This window comes from Staphylococcus sp. EG-SA-2, assembly GCF_017152085.1.
Window position 1 is genome coordinate 1 of record NZ_JACYHC010000588.1, and the last position, 16,982, is coordinate 16,982.

16 protein-coding genes are annotated in these 16,982 nt (G+C 31.8%); all 16 read right to left on the reverse strand.

Going from position 1 to position 16,982, the window contains the following annotated elements:
• On the reverse strand, window positions 1-92 hold a 92-nt coding region (locus IDG60_RS22295), incomplete at its 3' end, for a glycosyltransferase family 4 protein (protein WP_149508671.1).
• Window positions 93-1,298 (reverse strand): capsular polysaccharide biosynthesis protein, encoded by a 1,206-nt coding sequence (locus IDG60_RS10375; protein WP_000239647.1) that lies wholly within the window; start codon window positions 1,296-1,298, stop codon window positions 93-95.
• Entirely contained in the window at window positions 1,291-2,457 is a 1,167-nt protein-coding gene (locus IDG60_RS10380; protein ID WP_000668175.1) for an O-antigen ligase family protein, read from the reverse strand. Before IDG60_RS10380 ends, IDG60_RS10375 begins: the two co-directional genes overlap by 8 nt.
• A gap of 13 nt (window positions 2,458-2,470) precedes the next feature.
• Window positions 2,471-3,580 (reverse strand): glycosyltransferase, encoded by a 1,110-nt coding sequence (locus tag IDG60_RS10385; RefSeq protein WP_001221646.1) that lies wholly within the window; start codon window positions 3,578-3,580, stop codon window positions 2,471-2,473.
• Between the two features lie 4 nt (window positions 3,581-3,584).
• Window positions 3,585-4,211, reverse strand: coding sequence for a CatB-related O-acetyltransferase (locus tag IDG60_RS10390; protein WP_001216898.1), 627 nt, complete (start codon window positions 4,209-4,211; stop codon window positions 3,585-3,587).
• Between the two features lie 2 nt (window positions 4,212-4,213).
• A complete protein-coding gene (gene cap8G / locus IDG60_RS10395; RefSeq protein WP_000413171.1) occupies window positions 4,214-5,338 on the reverse strand; it encodes a type 8 capsular polysaccharide synthesis protein Cap8G in 1,125 nt (374 codons plus the stop codon).
• 3 nt (window positions 5,339-5,341) lie between these two features.
• Window positions 5,342-6,451 carry a type 8 capsular polysaccharide synthesis protein Cap8F gene (gene cap8F, locus IDG60_RS10400; RefSeq protein ID WP_001028283.1) on the reverse strand — a complete coding sequence of 370 codons (1,110 nt, stop codon included), beginning with the start codon at window positions 6,449-6,451 and terminating at the stop codon, window positions 5,342-5,344.
• A 12-nt stretch (window positions 6,452-6,463) separates the two neighbouring features.
• Window positions 6,464-7,492 carry a type 8 capsular polysaccharide synthesis protein Cap8E gene (gene cap8E / locus IDG60_RS10405; RefSeq protein WP_000459062.1) on the reverse strand — a complete coding sequence of 343 codons (1,029 nt, stop codon included), beginning with the start codon at window positions 7,490-7,492 and terminating at the stop codon, window positions 6,464-6,466.
• Window positions 7,482-9,305, reverse strand: a complete 1,824-nt coding sequence (gene cap8D, locus IDG60_RS10410) for a type 8 capsular polysaccharide synthesis protein Cap8D (RefSeq protein WP_000940790.1) — start codon at window positions 9,303-9,305, stop codon at window positions 7,482-7,484. The genes cap8E and cap8D overlap by 11 nt, the downstream gene beginning before the upstream one ends.
• Before the next feature lie 19 nt (window positions 9,306-9,324).
• On the reverse strand, window positions 9,325-10,089 hold the full coding sequence (gene cap8C, locus IDG60_RS10415; protein WP_000565304.1) for a type 8 capsular polysaccharide synthesis protein Cap8C: 765 nt from the start codon (window positions 10,087-10,089) through the stop codon (window positions 9,325-9,327).
• A 2-nt stretch (window positions 10,090-10,091) separates the two neighbouring features.
• The gene (gene cap8B, locus IDG60_RS10420) at window positions 10,092-10,778 is read right to left on the reverse strand and encodes a type 8 capsular polysaccharide synthesis protein Cap8B (RefSeq protein ID WP_000037332.1); all 687 of its coding nucleotides are present in this window, start codon (window positions 10,776-10,778) and stop codon (window positions 10,092-10,094) included.
• Window positions 10,779-10,793: 15 nt separating this feature from the next.
• Window positions 10,794-11,462 carry a capsular polysaccharide type 5/8 biosynthesis protein CapA gene (capA, locus tag IDG60_RS10425; RefSeq protein WP_000446299.1) on the reverse strand — a complete coding sequence of 223 codons (669 nt, stop codon included), beginning with the start codon at window positions 11,460-11,462 and terminating at the stop codon, window positions 10,794-10,796.
• A gap of 342 nt (window positions 11,463-11,804) precedes the next feature.
• Complete coding sequence (gene adhE, locus IDG60_RS10430; RefSeq protein ID WP_000955781.1) at window positions 11,805-14,414, reverse strand: bifunctional acetaldehyde-CoA/alcohol dehydrogenase; 2,610 nt, start codon at window positions 14,412-14,414, stop codon at window positions 11,805-11,807.
• Window positions 14,415-14,798: 384 nt separating this feature from the next.
• Window positions 14,799-15,974 carry a spr1629 family repressor/antitoxin gene (locus IDG60_RS10435; protein ID WP_000469833.1) on the reverse strand — a complete coding sequence of 392 codons (1,176 nt, stop codon included), beginning with the start codon at window positions 15,972-15,974 and terminating at the stop codon, window positions 14,799-14,801.
• Between the two features lie 5 nt (window positions 15,975-15,979).
• Window positions 15,980-16,747: a spr1630 family ClpXP-sensitive toxin gene (locus IDG60_RS10440; protein WP_000447776.1), complete on the reverse strand. Its 768-nt coding sequence runs from the start codon at window positions 16,745-16,747 to the stop codon at window positions 15,980-15,982.
• A 156-nt stretch (window positions 16,748-16,903) separates the two neighbouring features.
• On the reverse strand, window positions 16,904-16,982 hold a 79-nt coding region (locus IDG60_RS27445), incomplete at its 5' end, for a hypothetical protein (RefSeq protein WP_481906077.1).

A 16,982-nucleotide genomic window follows, 5' to 3' on the forward strand; every position in this document is an offset into this window, starting at 1 on the left:
AAATCTTCCGCCAATTGAGTTGGTAACGTCGCAGAAGATACATATTCCGGATAAAAATACTGACATAAAATCAAAATCTTTTTTTCACTCATCTAATCGACGTCCTTTTTATTAATGAATTTAGACTTTAAACCTATAATATTTAAAATCACATACTTAATAATGTTGCTGAACAGCGTTGTCCAAAAGAATCCATTTAGACCAAACGCAATTGTCATTAAAATAGTTATGAATATAAATGTAATCGTGTGAAGCGTCATATAATTCGCTTGTAATGTTATTGATGCGTGTTTTGTATTTAAAGTTTGGATCATAATACTCACTGCATTGAATAAAACACCTATATTACCTAAAATAATAAACTTCGAATATAAACTTGAATCAATGTTATACAGTAAAGAGACAATAATTAATGTAATTGGATAACATATAATCATGACTAAACATAGTGCAGCTATAGCAAATAGATTAGTTTTCAAATATTGCTTCTTTATATTGTCGCTTTCATTTACAGAAATATATGAAAGTACTACATTATTAATCGGATACAGAAATGTAGCTAACATTTTCCCAATAAATGTTGAAAGAAATGATATAGTTACAGCTGTTCCACCTATAATTGGTAATAAGATTAATCTATCTAAGTAGAGATTCAAATTATTAAGGCTATTTGTACTCAGTAGCATCACATAATCTTTGACCACATTATTATCTTCACTTTGATACTCGCCTATAGTTAATCCCCGTAATTTAACCAATGTATATATCGTTGCAAACAATTCACTGGTAATAAAACAAACAATCCAGTTTTGGATTAAATAATATAGAAATAGTCCTATCAGCAAACCTAAAAATTGAATAAGAGCAATATACAAAATCTGATTATATTTTAAAGTCATCCTAAAAAATACATTCAGATAAATCCTTAAACACATTAAAATATTAAGTAGAATTAAAAAGATAATATCGATGGTGTTCAAATTAAAAAAGTAAAGAAATACAATAATTAAAGCTATACTCTCAATCAGAATTGAAATTAAAAGTATCGACACAAATTTCCAGTAGTAATGATTGGATTTGTATAGATTCATATTAATTAATCGTATATTGTTAAGCGTATTGCCTAATACAACACTCGTGATTGTTATTATTGTATAAATCGTTAAAATAGAACCAAACGCTTCATTACCTACTCGTTGATTAATAATTGGATAAGCTAAAAATTGTAATCCTAAAGCTATAAGCAACGTACCAATTATTGTCTTTACGCTATCCATAATAAAAACTTTCTTAACCATGATGACGCCGTCCTTTTGTAATAAAATAGAACAACACAAACCAAAATTCACTTACAACTAAATAATTTGAACTAAACATTAATAATGTGATTGGATAGATTGCTATAAACATAACGAGTAAATCTATAGTGTTTGGATCATAGTTCCTAATCATTTTATAAACTAGTAGCAAAATGCAAATCATTATGATAAAAAACCCTAATAAGCCAAATGATAGAATCAACTCAATAATGATGTTATGTGGTATATTTCCGATTAGTTTATAATAGTTAAATGGCCCATAGCCTAATAACGGACTTTGTTGAATAAAGTAAATACCTTTTTCATAAATCGGTCCTCTTCCAGAAGTACCTTCTAAATTAAGTGTTCCACCTTGTAGATATGAAAATGTTCTAGTATTCGAACCTTTTGTAAAAAGAAAGTAAATCAATACACTAGATATGCTTAATGCAAAAATATACATAATGCTTTTTACTGCAATAGGTATTCCTCTTTTAAACGTAATAAGTATAAATGCAAATAAGCCGTAAAGAATTAATAAAATAGCACCTCCACGCCCTCCTGGTATAAACACAATAGGGATATCAATTATTGTAAATAGAACATATATCCACTTATGTTTCACTGAACCTTTCATAATGAAATAAATGCCTAATCCGGCAGTAAATGCTGAAAGGTACGAAGCGTTTTGATAGTTCATAAGTCCAAAATTGATATAGCTAGGTATCTCACCTGTAAGTTTTGGTATTAAAATAACAAAAATAAATGAAATAGAAAATATGAAAAATACTAATTTAAAAAATCTTTCTACCGTAGCCTTGTTTATATATTTAATATAAATACCACTAATTGCCGCTGGAACTGCCCATGTTAAAAAGAATAGAATATTATTTTTAGCTAGTTTCTCTTCCTTATCTGGTGAAAAATAATAAAAAGCTAGATAAAGCAAACATATAGCAATTAATAATATTAACCCTCGCGGAATTTCTTGCGTGACAATTATCTTATAAATAGCAAACACCGTAGTAATTAATGCTATACCAACCATGGTTGAGTAATACACCGGCTCTATAGGGAACCCTAATACTTCTTTAGTAAATGTAGAGATTACTATAAATATGTTCATGCTGATAATTGCACAAAGTACAAAAAATTTCATAGTTTACCTCTCTTTAAAATTTATATAATTCTACTAATCGTTCACTTTCTATTTGCCAATTCAAAATTTTAGACGCCTTAATTGCATTTTGACGTAAATGATTAAACAAATCGTGATTATCTCTTAATTTTCTAACCGCCTTTTCAATTTCTAACGGCGTAACTTCCTTTAAAACAATGCCAAATTTATATTTTTCATTGAGATAAATATGCTCTTTGACAGGAGATAAAATTACTGGTAAACCAGCATGTATACATTCAAAAATTTTATTAGATACTGTATATTCAAAATTAATAGATACAGGTTTCGTCAAGATAACACCAACATTACTTTCTGCTAACTTATCAACCAATTCTTTTACTTCAACTGGTTTATCCAACCTAATATTTTCCGAGTTATAACTAATCAGTTCTTTTATCACTTCTTCATGCGGACCAAACCCTCGAATTATGAATGAAGGAGCATTTTGTTTAAAAGCTGATGAAGCAATAATAAACTCTTCATATCCTCTGTCCATTACAATTTGACCTTGATATACGATTTCTTTAAAGTTTTCGATTTCTTTAAATTCTCTGCTATCATTTAAAATAGGTGCATTCGTAATAACATTCGCTTCCTTCTTATATCCTTTAGATTGATAATATTCTTTTGCTGCATGACTTACTGTTACGAAGGCATTAACACGATGTTTTACTATGTGTTTTTCTATACTTTCTACAAACTTTGAAATAAGTGGAACTTTATTAATAAAGGCATTTTTCGCATATATTTCATGCGCATCATAAACAATATTAGCTTTTTTATAATTGCTTAAATAGACCATTAATAATACGTCGAAATCATTTGCATGAATCACGTCAGGTTTAAAAGCTTTAATTTCTCGGATAACACCTGTTGCAAATCTTATACGCTTAATTAATTTAGAAAGAATATTTTTGGGATCTACCTTGCTACCTAACAAACGATAATTACAATCTAAATTTTCCAATCGCCTATTAGTAGCTTGTGAATTATTCATTCCAACAATTTTATAATCATTCGTAACGCCTTTAATTGTTTCTATTTGTTTAAGTACCCTTGGGTCTTGAACAATATTACTCGATACAATATTTAAAATTCTCATATCATTAAGTATCCTTTTTATTTAAATATTCAACCGAAAATCCTTTTAGTTTGTCAGGCGTTTTCTCCCACCACTTGCTTTCCAAAAGTTTTTCAATTGTTTTATTGTCAAATCGCTTCTTAATCACTTTTGCAGGAACCCCACCAACAACCTCATATGCTCCTACATTTTTAGTAACAACTGAGCCGGCTGCTATGACTGCACCAGTATTTATTGTTAATCCATCCATAATAATTACATTTGCACCAATCCACACATCATTTTTAATTGTTGTACGGCTTGGTTGGTCATTAAAGTCTATAAACTTTTGCTTTATGTTAAATGGATTATTATTAGAATAAAAAATCGGTGATGAGCTAAAAAAGTGTGTAGGATGTTTTCCTAACCCAATTTTTACATCCGAAGATATCGAACAATATCTTCCTACTTCTACATTATTAAAATCACTACCAAATCCAATATAACTGTATTCACCAATGTGAGAATTCCTGATTTTACACCATCTATCTATATAGTTATTGCCATCAAATTTTGAGTTTGTAATATACGCCAAGCGATGAATCTTAACATTCGATTCTTTAGAGGACTGGTTTTTCAGCAAACCAATTATCTTTTCAATCGCTATCCTCATCGTCATTTCCTCCAAGTATTTCGATTGATAATATCTTTATAGCTTTGAATAATTTTAACTACCTTTGTCGAAACGTTAGTGTCTTTATAATCAATAGCATCAATCATCGGTTCGTTATTGTTTTGCATCTCTCTTGCTAGTTCAACGGATTGGATTAGATTGTTATAGGTAATACCACCTACAATAACCGTACCTTTATCTAGTACTTCCGGTCTTTCTGTGGAAGTTCGAATAAGGACACCAGGGAACTTCAAAATAGACGACTCTTCTGACAATGTTCCACTATCTGATAGCACAACAAATGCATCTTTTTGCAATGCATTATAATCAAAGAAACCAAATGGCTTTAACTGTTTAACTAATGGATCAAATTCAAATTTACTTTCTTCAATTTTCTTCCAACTTCTTGGATGCGTTGAATAAATCACAGGCATTTTATACTTTTTGGCAATATCATTTATCGCATTCATTAATGATTTAAAATTCTTTTCATTATCGATATTCTCTTCTCTATGCGCAGATACTAAAATGTATTGTTGCGGTTCTAATCCTAGTTTATTTAAAACGTCACTGTGATTAATTTTATCTCGATGCGCTTCTATCACTTCTGTCATCGGTGATCCTGTCACAAAGATATTCGCTTTATTGAAGCCTTCATCTAATAAATACCGTCTGCTATGTTCTGTATAAGGTAGATTCACATCACTGACATGGTCAACAATTTTACGATTGATTTCTTCAGGTACATTCTGATCAAAGCATCTATTACCCGCTTCCATGTGGAACACAGGAATCTTTAATCGTTTAGCAGATACTGCTGCTAAACAACTATTTGTATCACCAAGAATTAAAAGTGCATCTGGTTGTTCGCGTAATAAAACGTCATATGTCTTCGCAATAATATTCCCCATCGTTTCTCCAAGGTTACTTCCAACTGCCTCTAAGTAGTGGTCCGGTTGTCTTAATTCCAAATCATCAAAGAAAATTTGATTCAATGTATAATCATAATTTTGACCAGTGTGTACTAATATCTGATTAAAATATTGATCACATGCTTTAATCGTTGATGATAAACGAATGATTTCAGGCCTTGTACCAACTATTGTCATTAATTTCAGTTTTTCCATGCGCTATACCTCCAAGAAATACGTATCTGGCTGATTTGGATCAAACATTTCATTCACCCACATAATAGTTACCATATCTGTGTCGCCTAAATTTTCAATATTATGTGTGTATCCTACTGGTATGTCTACAACTTCTAATTTATCGCCAGAAACGTAATATTCAATGATTTCATCATCATTAACATGTCTAAAACGAATTACCCCTTTACCTGATACGACTAGAAATTTTTCGTTTTTAGTATGGTGCCAGTGATTACCTTTAGTAATACCTGGTTTAGAAATATTTACAGAAACTTGACCACGATCCGGTGTTTTTATAAATTCTGTAAAAGAACCCCTATCATCCACATTCATAAGTAAGGGATAACTAAAGTCTGTACTAGGTAGATAGCTTAAATACGTACTATACAAATCTTTTTCAAACAAGTTATCTAATTTCGGCAATGTTCGATCGAGACGTGACTGTTTGAACTTGTATAATAAATCTACAATTTCTCCCAATGTCACTTTAAATACGTTTGGTACTGTAGGTACACCATTTTCAATCGTTGGAGTTCCTTCAATAGCACGCTTTATTTCAGCGACGATATCATCCACGTAGTTTAGCGTTAGTTCAACATTCCGATCATTAACTTGAATCTCTTCGTTACGTGCAATTTTGTAACAAAATGTTGCTATCACTGAGTTATAATTCGGCTTACACCACTTGCCGAATAAATTTGGCCAGCGATAAATATAAACCGTATTGCCATACTCTTCGGCATACTCTCTTAATAGCTGTTCCCCTTGCAACTTACTCTCACCATAAGGATTATCTTGTGTTGCTTGTATTGAAGACGATAATAATATCGCTGGCTTTTTCGTATTTCTAGTTAATATATCAAGTACATGATCTAAATAACTCACGTTTCCTAAGCTGAATTCTTTGTCATGTTCAGGTCGATTAACACCCGCTAAATGCACGATAAAGTCTGCTTTCAACAATGCTGACTCTAATTCTTCCTCTTTAGTTTGTCGATGTACTTCGAAAATATGATGATCTGTCGTTGATGTTAAATCTGCTTTCAAGTTTTTTCCTACAAAACCTTTTGCTCCTGTAATTACAATATTCAACGTCAATCTCTCCTATCTCATTGAAGCTTTATAATCATTCAATTCGTTTCTAACATATTCTAGTGTTAAAAGTTTTTCTTTTATCTCTTCCACCGTTAAAATATGTGTATTATCGGAGTTATATTCATAAGATTGCGTAATCTTTTCGTTACCGGTTTCAACATAATTACTATAATTTAAATCTCTGGAGTCTGCCGGCACTCTAAAATAATCACCCATATCTTCACATTGTGCGTATTCTTCTCTCGTCAACAATGTTTCTGCTTTTTTCTCTCCATGTCGCGTACCAATGATTTCAATTGCATTATCAGCTTCAAACAATTCTAATAATGCGGTCGCAAGATCCCCTACCGTTGAGCTTGGTGCTTTTTGAACCATAATATCTCCTGTCTCTGCATGCTTAAATGCATGAACAACTAGTTCTACCGCATCTTCTAAGCTCATTAAAAATCTTGTCATATCAGGATCTGTAATCGTTAAAGGTTCTCCAGCTTTGATTTTGTCGATAAACAAAGGTATTACTGATCCTCTTGAAGCCATCACATTACCGTATCTTGTACCACAAATAAGCGTTTGTTCACTACGAATATTTCTTGATTTGGCTACGAATACTTTTTCCATCATTGCTTTTGAAATACCCATAGCATTAATAGGATACGCTGCCTTATCTGTAGATAAACATATGACTTTTTTAACATTTTGATGAATAGCACTTTGTAAGACATTTTCTGTACCAATAATATTTGTCTTCACTGCCTCAACTGGAAAGAATTCACATGACGGCACTTGTTTTAAAGCTGCTGCATGGAATACGTAATCAACATCTCGCATTGCTGTTTCTACACTTTGACTATCACGCACATCACCAATGTAGAACTTTAATTTTGAATTATTATATTTTTTTCGAATGTCATCTTGTTTTTTCTCATCGCGTGAAAAAATACGAATTTCTTTAATATTAGAATCTAAAAACCGTTTCATAACAGCATTACCGAATGATCCTGTGCCCCCAGTAATTAATAAAATTTTGTCATCGAACATAATTATCTCCCTTTTTGCCATTGGCATAGTTAATAATTTTTTCTTTACTAAAGTCATTGACGATGTCTTGAATAATCGCTTCAACTTCATTACATTTCATATGTTGTACTTTGCCACGATAAATTTTTTCAAATACTTGTTCAGGATGAACCTCATCTTTATTCATAAGCTCTTCAAACATTTTTTCGCCGGGTCTAATCCCTGTATAAGTAATGCGTATGTCGTCTTCTTTTTTACCACTTAGCTTAATTAAATTACGTGCCAAATCTACAATTTTCACTGGTTCTCCCATATCTAGCACAAATACTTCGCCACCTTCTGCTAATGCCCCTGCCTGCAAAACTAGTCTAGAAGCTTCAGGAATTGTCATAAAGTAACGTGTCATTTCAGGATGTGTCACAGTAACTGGCCCACCTTCTTCAATTTGACTTTTGAAAAGTGGAATCACAGATCCTCTCGATCCAAGTACATTACCAAATCTCACTGCAACAAAATTTGTTCGATGCGTTTCATCATTTAAACTTTGAATAATCATTTCTGCAATTCGCTTTGAAGCTCCCATGACATTAGGCGGATTAACGGCTTTATCCGTAGAAATCATAACGAATTTCTTTACCTCTGCATTTTTAGCAGCTTCAGCAGTATTTTTCGTACCTAAAATATTATTATGTACTGCTTCTTCAGGGTTGTCTTCCATTAACGGCACGTGCTTGTGTGCTGCTGCATGATAAACTGCGTATGGTTTATACGTTTCCATAATTTCAAACATACGCGCTCTATTTTGCACATCCGCTATAATAGGAACGATATCAACATTTTTTCCGAAGCGATTTCGCAATTCACGATTGATTAAATAAATACTGTTTTCACCATGGCCAAGTAGAATAATACGTTCTGGATAGAAATTACAAACTTGTCTACAAATTTCTGATCCTATTGAACCACCTGCACCCGTAACTAAAATAGTTTTATTCGTCAATTCATTTGATATCATATCCATATCTAATTCAACAGGATCTCTGCCTAGTAAATCTTCTACTTCAACTTTTTTCAGTTGATTCACTTCTAACTCACCAGACATGACGTCTTCTATATTTGGCATTTTCAATAACTCAACGCCATCCATATGGCAAATATTATTAATTTCTTTCAAACGCTCTTGACCAATAGTTGGAATTGCAATGATGATTTTTTTAATCTTATATTTCCTCACTAGTTCTGGAATATCCGCAATTTTACCTTGGACTTTTACACCCTCAGTAATTGTGATATTGCGTTTATGTTCGTCATCATCGACTGCTAATACCGGTTCAAGTTTCATTTCGTCACTTTTCAACATTTGTCTAATCAGCATTGAACCTGCTTGACCAGCACCAACAACTAAAGTTGGCTTCTTATTAAATGACTTACCTCCAAGGTATTTCCGATAAATACGCCAAAATAACCTTGAGCCACCTATTAAAATCAAGTGCATCATCCAAGTAATTAAATACAATCTAAAAAACGGTCTATTGCCTGTAACAATTGTCACGACCACCATCGTAATAACGATAGATGTCGTCACAGCTTTAACAATTAAAATCAATTCACTCACACTGGCATATTCCCACGCTCGATGATACATATTAAAAATAAATGCTGAAATATGATGCGATATGAATAGTGATATAGCTGCCAATATTAATAATTTGACAGAATATGTTTTGAAATACGGTTCTAAAATGTAATAACTTACGAATACTGAAAATGTCACTATCAGTGAATCGATTAATGCTAGTATTAAAAGCCGCAATTTCACAGATAAATGTGCCATAAAACCCCTCATTTGCTGTTTATAACCCAAACCATCTTTTCTGTTTATAATCTTGTTGTGGCATTCGTTTAGGAATTTTTTTATCATCAACAACTAACTTCGCATTACTAATAAATCCGTTCATATCTTCATAATAATCACGTAATTTCTTATCATTAAATAAGTCTTTCATTAAGAACGGTCTGATTTCTGTGTTATGCGCATCTGAACCGATGAAATGTGTCAGATTGTTTTCAATCATTTGAATTGCTAATTTTCTAATTTTTTTACCGGAAATACCCGCTAATGACGCCGTTGTCACTTGACTTAAAGCACCTTTGTTAATTAAATCGTATAGTATGTCAAGGTTTTGACTTATTGCTTTATTCCGCTCTGGATGTGCAATAATCGGTACAAAGCCTTTACTCTGTAATTCGAAAAATAATTGATCAGTATAGTGTGGAACTTCATTTGATGGAAATTCTATTAGTAAATAGCGTGAATCATTAATACCGGTAATAACTTTTCGATCAATATCATTAAGGATTTGATCGGTAATTCTTATTTCCTGACCATAATAAAACTTTAGATTTAGTGCTTGTACTTCCTCTAAGCTTTCAATATGGTTTAAACATGATTTCACTTTTTCTATAGGTGTGGTATATCGAGGATGTAAGTGATGTGATGTTACAATGATTTCTGTAACACCTTGTGTTGTCGCTTGTTTTAAAAGATCCATCATCTCTGTTTCATTTGTCGGACCGTCATCGATATTAGGCAATATATGGTTATGAATATCAATCATACTTATTCATCTCCATAATAGTGATAATAACTAGAAGATTTATCGACCTTTGTCTTGTTCAAAATGACACCTAGAATGTTACTGCCTGCTTTTTCCATAAGTGCTTTTGCTTTTTTAACTTCATTTTTATCATTTTTTTCACTATCAATTACTAACAGACTATCTTTAATAGCACGCGCATATAGTTGTGCATCAGTCACAGTATTAACTGGCGGTGTATCGACAATAATAATGTCGTAACGTTTATTAAACAGATCAACTAATTCTTTGAACCTTTCAGACCCAATTAACTCAGATGGATTTGGAGGTACAGGGCCAGCTGTTAGCAAATCTAAATTTTCAATTTCTGTCGACGTAATTGCTTCTGACATAGTCGTTCGACCAATGATTAAGCTTGATAGTCCATTATTATTTTGCTCATTAAAAATATAGTTTTGTGTTGGCTTACGCATATCGCCATCAATAACTAATGTCTTATAGCCTGCTTGTGCATAAGTAATCGCTACATTCGATACAACTGTACTTTTACCTGCACCAGGCTTTTCAGAAGTAACCAATAAGCGCTTTACTTCACCATTTGCTTTTGAAAACATGATGTTTGAACGTATACCTCGAAACTTTTCACTAATTGTTGATTTTGGTTTTTCATATACAAATAGTGTTGTTGTCGTATTTTCCTTTTTTGACATAAGTAGCAACCATCCTTAATTAAATTTTTGAATTGAACCCAATACAGGCAATCCTAATTCTTTCTCTACATCTTCTTCATCTTTAATTCGCTTATCGAAAATTACTTTGAAGAAGATATATATAAGCGCGACAACTAATCCTAAAAAGAATGCACCGATTAGATTCACTACAGTTTTTGGTGCGACTTTAACTGCTGTACCGTCTGCTTTAGATAAAATTGATACGTTATCCACACTCATAATCTTCGGAATTTGTTTACTTGTAACTTTAGCGAAGCTATTCGCAATTTTTTCCGAATCTTGTTTATGACCACTTTTAACTTGGATGTTGATAAGTTGCGTATTTTCTTGGTTTGTAATTGTCAACATACTCGACAATTTAGATGGTGAATACTTATCATTTAAGTCCTTTGACACCTCATCTAAAATTCTAGGACTTTTAACAATTTCTTTATACGTATTTACAAGTTGAATATTACTTTGAACCTCTTGTGCCATAAACTGAGGATTGTCACCCTTAGTTTGATTCACTAAGATTTGAGTATTAGCTTGATATTTAGGTGATAAGACGAAAAATGTAACAATAGCGCTAATAATTAAAAATAATAGCGGTAAAATAATTAAAATCTTCAAGTTTTTTTGTAATACTTCTTTAATTTTTGTTAATTCTAATGTACTTTCCATTATTTACCTCCCTTAAAAATTTTCATTAAAATTGGTATTATATATATAGTATTTACATATTACATATCGTTTAAACAATTAATTACTTTTAAACCGCATTATTTACGCATATTCATTTATATGAAATTAAAAATAATTATACTCTAAAGTAGTAATAGTTTGCGAAATGAGTATCAATCTTAATATTTTCTTTATTTAAAAAAATGATTGTCTAGTTTGTATCTCTGAAGATTTGGCAATAAATAAAAGCCGATAACCGTAAAATGATTATCGACTTAAAGTTTATGTGGCATTTTTTACTTTTGTAATTTCAGGTGAGTTATATGATTATTATCAGATAGATTATTGCTTATAATCATATGATGTTTGAATGATATCTTTGATTTCACTGATTAGTGCTTCTTTAGGATTAGCAGTTGTACATTGATCTTCAAATGCGAGCTCTGCCATTCTATCAATTGATTCATTTAATTCTTCTTCAGACACACCTTGTGATTTCAAATTCATTTCAATTCCGACTGATTGACCTAATTCGTAGACAGCTTTAGCTAATGATTCTACGAGTGCTTCTGTCGTATTCCCTTTTAATCCTAAGAATTTGGCAATATCTGCATAATCTGTATCTGCTCTGAAGAACTCATATTTAGGGAATAATGCATGTTTTTGCGGGTCTTTGGCATTATAACGGATAATATGCGGTAGTAATATCGCATTCGCTCTACCATGCGGAATACCATATTCGCCACCAATTTTATGTGCAATTGAGTGTGCAATGCCTAAGAATGCATTTGCAAATGCCATACCAGCCAAAGTTGATGCGTTATGCATTTTCTCTCTTGAAACTTTATCACCCTTTTCAACAGATGATTTTAAATATTCGAACGTCAATTTAATCGCTTGTAGACTCAAACCTCTTGTATAGTCTGAAGCCATTACAGATACATATGATTCCATTGCATGCGTTAGTACATCCATTCCTGTATCTGCTGTAACGCTTTTTGGCACACTCATCACAAATTGAGGGTCAATAATTGCAACGTCAGGTGTTAAAGCAAAATCAGCCAACGGATATTTTACATTTGTTTCACTATCTGTGATAACTGCAAATGGTGTTACTTCTGAACCTGTACCTGATGTCGTAGGGATACAAATGAACGTCGCATTTTCAGGCATGCCTATTTTATAAGTACGTTTACCGATGTCTAGGAACTTTTGTTTAGCACCGAAGAATGATGTCTCAGGGTGTTCAAAGAACATCCACATTGCTTTTGCAGCATCCATCGCTGAACCACCACCAAGTGCAATGATTGTATCTGGTTGGAAATCAACCATCATTTCCAGACCTTTATATACTGTATTAGTTGATGGGTTCGGTTCGACTTCGCTAAATATTTTAATTTGAGGCTGTTCCGTTCTTTGTCTTAATACATTCTCAACTGTTTTTGTATAACCGAATTCTACCATACCAGGGTCACAGACAATCATCACTTTTTCAATCTTGTCCATTGTTGTTAGACTCATGATTGCATTTTCTTCAAAATAAATTTGAGCAGGCACCTTGAAAATTTGAGTATTATTACGTCGTTTAGCAATCGTTTTAATGTTTAATAAATCTGTCGCACTAACATTATGTGAAATTGAGTTTCTACCGTACGAACCACAACCTAATGTTAAAGACGGAATCAATTCGTTATACATATCACCAATACCTCCAACCGCTGATGGTGTATTTACAAGTACACGACAAGCTTTCATTCTTAGTCCAAAATCTTTTTGTAATGTTTCATCTTCTGTATGGATAACGGCTGTGTGTCCTAATCCACCAAAATGTAGTGTGTCTTCACAAATTTGAAATGCTTGTTTTGTAGATTGGGCTTTTACTAAGGCTAATACTGGAGATAATTTTTCACGAGATAACGGATAGTCTGAACCTACACCGCTAATTTCGGCTATGATAAGTTTTGTATTTTCGGGGACAGGTATACCTGCTAATTCAGCTATTTCAACTGCAGATTTACCGACAATATCAGGCTTAATACCTGTTTTTTGTTCATTCATAATTGCATTTTCTAAGCGTTGTAATTCATCTTTTTTAACAAAGTATGCTTGATGTGCTTTAAATTCATTAGTAACATCTTTATAAATTTCTTTATCAATGACTACAACTTGTTCAGAAGCACAAATCATACCATTATCAAATGTTTTTGAACCAATGATATCATTTACTGCACGTTTAATGTGTGCTGTTTTTTCAATGTAAGACGGCACGTTACCTGGTCCCACACCTAATGCCGGTTTGCCAGTTGAATATGCAGACTTAACCATGCCCGAACCACCTGTTGCTAGAACTAATGCAATACCTTTGTGATTCATTAATTGTTTTGTTGCTTCGATAGAAGGCACTTCAATCCACTGAATAATATCTTTAGGTGCACCTGCCTTCATTGCCGCTTCTAATACAACTTCTGCTGCACGCTTCGACGATTCTTGTGCACTTGGATGGAATGCAAAAATGATTGGATTTCCTGTCTTAATTGCAATCATCGCTTTAAAAATAGTTGTCGACGTAGGATTTGTTGTTGGCGTAACACCACAAATAACACCAATTGGTTCCGCTACATACGTTAATCCTTTTTCTTTATCTTCACCAATAATCCCTACTGTCTTATTGTCTTTTATTGAATTCCATATATATTCAGAAGCGTATAAATTTTTAATCGCTTTATCTTCGTATATACCTCTTCCAGTTTCTTCATGTGCTAATTTTGCTAGCACCATATGTTGATCAACAGCTGCTAAGCTCATTTGATGAACAATATGATCAATTTCTTCTTGTGACTTTTTAGATAATGCTTCTAATGCTTTTTTCCCTTTGTCAGCTAGAGCATCAATCATAATTGCCACTTCTTGTTCTTTCGATCCACGATTTTCTTTTTCAGGTATAGTTAACATATACAACCACTCCTTTATACTTTGTGAATTATTTCACAAACATTATAGTACATGTCTCTCAGGATATAAAGAAAATTCTATGCAAAAAAGTTTAATTTCGAATATTATTTGAACAAATATCAAATTTTAAAATAAATGTTTTCATGAAATCATTGTTATTTCGGTGTTTTTAGAATGATTTTATAATCATAATTTTTTCAATGACATAATTTATTCATAATTTTATATTTAATTCTGAATATTCTTTAATAGCCTAAAAAGCTTGTTATATCGCACAAAACACAACATTAAAAGGTCCTTGTCGCTACCTATCAACAGATGTTACACAAAAAAACTCGAACTGAAATGATGATCTTTTCAGCTCGAGTTTTAAATATTGGTGCCTTATTTATATAGATTCGTTATATTATATTCTCTATTTTCATTAACATAATCCTTAAAGAGTTTTAAATTAATACCTGCTAGATGATTCAAAAATGTTTCATCAACTTTTAAATAATTCAATAATTTTTGTGGTGTCAGTATATTTCTATCAAAATACAACTTTAATAAACTATTCATTTTGACAGGACGTGACATTTCAATCACGTCGTCTAAAGGCTCTTTACTTTTATAGCCTTTTTTATTTAATGATGCCCAAAAATATCTGTACTGAGTACTAGACATTAGGCCTAGATAATAAGCTCTCATTGCAATTGCTTGTATAGAAACATACCATTTTTCTTTCAATACAGCTAAATAATCAGGATTTGATTTTTTGGTCATTTGATCAAAGTCTTTTTTAAACGCTTCTTCAGGTAGTAAAAATTCAGAGGCGAAAATATCTGCCTCATGTTCAATTGTCTTATATTCTTCAGGAGATAATAAGTCGAATTGAATATGACGATGTAGAACGAGATGTCCCAGCTCATGTGCAAGATCAAAATTCCTTCTAACTGCTACCCCCCTATTTGTACCCAGTATAATAAAAGGTGTCTGATCTTTACTCCAAAAACTATATGCGTCTATGCTATCATTAATTCGCTTTTCGTATATAACTATACCCGCTTTTTCAAGCATAAATAATAGTGCTTCGTTGCTTTCATCTTGAAGAATTTTAGCCCTCACAACTTTAGCAATTTCTTTTATGCTTTCTTTTTTATTTAGTGATTCTAAATTGCCATTCAACAATTCATCTAAATTATTTATTAAAGATAAAATAATATTATCCGGTATCGTTACAAAAGAAAATAAGTAGCTAGTTAAATTAGATAAATACATTGCTTGATAATATTGCTTATTTAATAGTTTCGTAGATACTTTATAATTTTTTGCTCTAAAAGCTATACTATGTTTATCGACAGAATTTATTAGGAGCTCTTCGGGCTGCTCGCTAATAAAGTAGCTAGATTTAACATTAAAAATAGATGTCATATCATAAATTTTACTAATTTCTGGCATCATATTTTTTGTTTCATATTGCCAAATTGCTTGTTCACTCACATTTATTTTTTCTGATAATTCTTTTCTACTTAGAGCATTAAGCTTTCTCACGTATTCTAAATTCTTGCCAATAAACATTAACTTCACCTTTCACTTTCAATCATATCGTTACCTTCATCGATACTGATACCAAATGCATGTTCCACATCTATGAGTTCTAACTCTCCATCGTTTTTAAGTACTTCTAACTCTTCTTCGTCAATATGATAATCTTCTCTTTCTACTATTACTTTTTCTATTAACTCTGTCAAATCATCAACCATAATTGCAGAATTTGTTTCTGGATTTGGTAACCATTGTTTGATTGCAGCTAATTGCTTTGATTCTTTATCAATACGATATGTAATAATTAAAAAATAAGAATTAATATCTCTATTACTGCCTTCTTTTATATTAAATAATATACTATCTGCAGTCATTTGATGCCCAATTTCAAAATCTTCTCCAACAGTACCAAAATTAATGTCCCTATTCTTAGCCATAAGTACCTCTAGGTAGTTTTTACTTTTTGGATTTTTATCAGCAACTAAACTCTTCCCTACGCTTACATTTTTTTCATCAAAGTAATCTTCATTTTTCAATATAAACATGATATTATTTTTCTCTTCATCTTTATTAAATATAAACTTTAAATACTTCCATGATGGTCCAGCATTTTCTTTAATATACTTAACAAAATTTTCCAAATGCTTAGCAACTTGACTTTCAATATGATTAGATTTAGTAAAGGCATAGGCATCACTAATCACCATACGTTTCTTGACTTCATTTCTCTCATTAACATAGTCCTTATATCCCGCGATAATTCCTTTAACAATAGATTCTCTTACTTCTTGTTTAATTGTTTCCAAATTAATCACTTCATAATATTAAGTTATATAAAATATAAGCCTCATTTTTTGTAAAATCAACATTTTTCTTAAAGTATATTGACGTTTAAGAGTGGTTAGTTTAAACAAAAACAAAAACTTACCCGATTAAAATCAAGTAAGTTTTTCATATATCCGTCACTTTTCAACTTTAAAATCAACAACTTGCGGGATACGCATCAAATTATTATTTGATAAAAAATCAATAAGTAATTGT

Excerpts from the sequence above, each read along its gene's own strand:
- adhE (WP_000955781.1), bottom strand. The coding sequence starts at position 14,414 with ATGTTAACTATACCTGAAAAAGAAAATCGTGGATCGAAAGAACAAGAA.
- capA (WP_000446299.1), bottom strand. The coding sequence starts at position 11,462 with ATGGAAAGTACATTAGAATTAACAAAAATTAAAGAAGTATTACAAAAA.
- cap8G (WP_000413171.1), bottom strand. The coding sequence starts at position 5,338 with ATGGAAAAACTGAAATTAATGACAATAGTTGGTACAAGGCCTGAAATC.
- cap8C (WP_000565304.1), bottom strand. The coding sequence starts at position 10,089 with ATGATTGATATTCATAACCATATATTGCCTAATATCGATGACGGTCCG.
- IDG60_RS10435 (WP_000469833.1), bottom strand. The coding sequence starts at position 15,974 with ATGTTTATTGGCAAGAATTTAGAATACGTGAGAAAGCTTAATGCTCTA.
- IDG60_RS10380 (WP_000668175.1), bottom strand. The coding sequence starts at position 2,457 with ATGAAATTTTTTGTACTTTGTGCAATTATCAGCATGAACATATTTATA.
- cap8D (WP_000940790.1), bottom strand. The coding sequence starts at position 9,305 with ATGGCACATTTATCTGTGAAATTGCGGCTTTTAATACTAGCATTAATC.
- IDG60_RS10375 (WP_000239647.1), bottom strand. The coding sequence starts at position 1,298 with ATGGTTAAGAAAGTTTTTATTATGGATAGCGTAAAGACAATAATTGGT.
- IDG60_RS10385 (WP_001221646.1), bottom strand. The coding sequence starts at position 3,580 with ATGAGAATTTTAAATATTGTATCGAGTAATATTGTTCAAGACCCAAGG.
- cap8E (WP_000459062.1), bottom strand. The coding sequence starts at position 7,492 with ATGTTCGATGACAAAATTTTATTAATTACTGGGGGCACAGGATCATTC.
- IDG60_RS10390 (WP_001216898.1), bottom strand. The coding sequence starts at position 4,211 with ATGAGGATAGCGATTGAAAAGATAATTGGTTTGCTGAAAAACCAGTCC.
- cap8B (WP_000037332.1), bottom strand. The coding sequence starts at position 10,778 with ATGTCAAAAAAGGAAAATACGACAACAACACTATTTGTATATGAAAAA.